At 55.4% G+C, this 2,116-nt stretch carries 3 protein-coding genes; 2 read left to right on the top strand and 1 reads right to left on the bottom strand.

Annotated features, from left to right (window positions below; translation table 11 throughout):
* On the top strand, window positions 1-315 hold a 315-nt coding region (locus tag PO883_RS34195; RefSeq protein WP_289313761.1), incomplete at its 5' end, for a hypothetical protein.
* Between the two features lie 182 nt (window positions 316-497).
* Window positions 498-848, top strand: coding sequence for a hypothetical protein (locus PO883_RS34200; protein WP_289313762.1), 351 nt, complete (start codon window positions 498-500; stop codon window positions 846-848).
* 715 nt (window positions 849-1,563) lie between these two features.
* Here the strand turns inward: PO883_RS34200 and PO883_RS34205 are convergent.
* Window positions 1,564-2,116 (bottom strand): recombinase family protein (locus PO883_RS34205; RefSeq protein WP_289313763.1); only part of this gene is annotated, 553 nt, incomplete at its 5' end.

Genomic DNA, 2,116 nt, shown 5'->3' on the forward strand with positions numbered 1-2,116 from the left:
GTTGATTACGTTACGTACTGGGCGGATCGTTCGCTGAGTGACCTGATGAACCACATCGCTGACAGCCCGTTCGGAGCGCTCTGCAATGATGTTGCAAGGTTTATCAATGCAGCAGGTCCCAACGGCCTGACAGAGGCAGACTTGGCGCGCAAGACCGCGCGCTTCAAAGAAGCCGACGAACGCATGCGACAGCAGGTCTTCAAGAACCTCATCGGTGATCGTGGATTCCAAAAGGTTGACTTCCTCCCGCCATCCGGGCGCGGTAAAAAACGCGTGGCCTATGTCGCAGCGGAGTTTGGCGACCAACCGCAATAAAATCAACGAAACAAGCCCCTGTCCTTCCGTACTTTGAGAAAGAAATAGTATGAAAGGGGGGGGGGTATCTCTTTATATTGAATTCTCTTGAAAGCCGCCTCCAGACTGGGTTTCAGCCCGCAAGACAAGTTGTTTTTGGTTGCGCTTTTAGAGACATCACCCTTACAAGATAGGACCCACACATGTTTGTTAATCGCACCCACCTCACCCCACGCCAAGCCCTCAGCTTCATCACGGAGTTCCAGCACGTCTATGGCGTCGTTGCCGTGAAAGCGGACCCAGGCTTGCGCAATTTGACATACGCAGATGTCAGTGGACTTGACCACTTCGATTTGGGAACTGCCATCTTCGCCATGTTCAAACAGCGCAAGAAGTGCCTGGATCAGTCGACGGTGTTCCCTTTCCCGCTCTACGAAGAAAGCGCCTTGTGGACGCGCTTCGATGCCTCCTTCGGCGATATCACTCAACATCTCACCGTCCAGATCGGCAAAATTCAACGCGACTGGCACCCGGTGATGCCGATCTCGTCGTAACAACGTACGTATGCGCTGCCTGCTGCTCCCCAGCAAAGTGGGGTGCAGCGGGCACTTTGATTTTTATTTCGGTACAGGGAGCAGAAAAGCAATGAAAAATTTCCGAGTTCCAGTCCTCGAAGATAAGTTCGAGATCAACCTGGCGAAGTTGACGTCTGTCGCGACCAGCACGGGGCAATCCCTACTGGCAGTCGGCGACGGCACAACAACCGGCGTGATAATGCTCTGCCCAGACCGTCTGACAGCCTTCTTGGGTGGCGCAACGTACCACGTCGATATTATGGCCATACCATGCCTAAAAGGACGGGTACGCCCCCTCCTGAAGTGCCCTCGCGCGCACGAGGGGAATTTCCAATCCTTGTACTGGTCGGGCAACGAGGTGGCCTGCCGCCACTGTCTTGGCCTGCGGTATCGCTCCACACTGGCGGCTACTGCGACGGACCGCGCTCGCTTGGCTCGACACAAGATCTTAGAAGTGCTTGGAGGCACCCCAGAGGCCATGATCCCTGTTCGACAGCCCTACAAGTGGCGCAAGCGCCATCGACGTCTGACGGCCCGTTTAACGGGCCTGACAGCCATTCACTATGCTTCACTGCGGAAGTGGTTAGAGCGGAACAACCTGAGATGACACATAAACAACGCCAAGCTGGTGCTCTGCCTAGGTCGGCCACGCTTTTGGCGAACGGTATGCGAGGTCGCAGATGAACAGCAGAATTCATGCCATTTCCGCAGCCTTCAAGAGCGCAGCCTGTTTGGCAACCGTACCACGACTACAGCCGACAAGTTCCATGATCTCGATCCAGCTCGACTGTCCTGCTTTGAGATGCCGTTGAATCAACTGGTTGCGCTGGGTGTCTTCGACTCGTCCTTGATATTTGCCCGCAGCCTTTGCTTTCAGTACACCTTGGGCCGCGCGCTCACGGCGAGTTGTGTAATCTTTTCGACTAATCGCGGCCAGCATGTCAAGCATCATGCCGTTGATGGCAGAAAACATCCTCGTTGTGAAGTCGTCAGCGGGCGCTGCCATCATCCAAGAGGTAGGCAGGTCGAGAGCTACTACCTTAATCTGCTTGGCGCTCAGGGCCTGTTTGAGGGCGTTCCAGTCCGACTCATTCAAGCGGCTCAGGCGGTCTACCTGCTCGATCAGCAGAATGTCGCCTGCGGTTGCGTCAGCGATCAGCTCGAACAGCGCGGGGCGACACAGGGATGCGCCAGATTCATTTTCGATGTAGAAGGCCGCGATGTGTAAACCGCGCTCACTTGCGAAT

The organism is Massilia sp. DJPM01 (genome assembly GCF_030348125.1).
Lineage (GTDB): Bacteria > Pseudomonadota > Gammaproteobacteria > Burkholderiales > Burkholderiaceae_D > Telluria_A > Telluria_A frigida.